Source organism: Caulobacter sp. 05T431, assembly GCF_056665975.1.
Genome location: NZ_JBFTKU010000120.1, coordinates 1 through 448, shown reverse-complemented (window position 1 = coordinate 448; position 448 = coordinate 1). Strand labels below are relative to the sequence as shown.

Genomic DNA, 448 nt, shown 5'->3' with positions numbered 1-448 from the left:
GGCCGGGGACCGTGAGCTGGAGACAATCCAGAGACTCCCGCACCGTGCGGTCGATGTCCCACGCCCAGGATTCCGGAATCGGGTCACCGGACCGATTGACGAAGCCGGAGCCTTCGAGGGCAGTGAAGATGACCTGGTCGCGCAGCATGTAGGAGGGGGCAAATCCCTGAACCAGCCAGTGTGTGGCAAGCCTGGTCATGAGTTTCAAGGCGTCGTTCTGCGGGGCTCCAATCGTCTTAACCATGTAGTCCCAGAGCGCGTCCGGGTCCTCAAGGCCAATCTTGCCCACGGCGCCGAGCACCATCCTGCCGTTGCGCTTTCGCAGCAGCTTCCAGTCCAGCAGGTGCAAGCGGAGGTTGAGCACGTGTGTGGCGTTGAGTTCACGGTTGCCCTTGCCCATGATTTCGTCGTGCCAGCCGAGCTCATCCAGCGTCCCCCGGACCATCGC

The 448-nt window shown here is 62.7% G+C and carries 1 protein-coding gene; it reads right to left on the bottom strand.

Annotated elements, in window-relative coordinates; all coding sequences use genetic code 11:
- Positions 1 to 448, bottom strand: a 448-nt coding sequence (locus AC1U89_RS24785; protein WP_479902265.1) for a hypothetical protein, incomplete at both ends; no start/stop codon positions are given.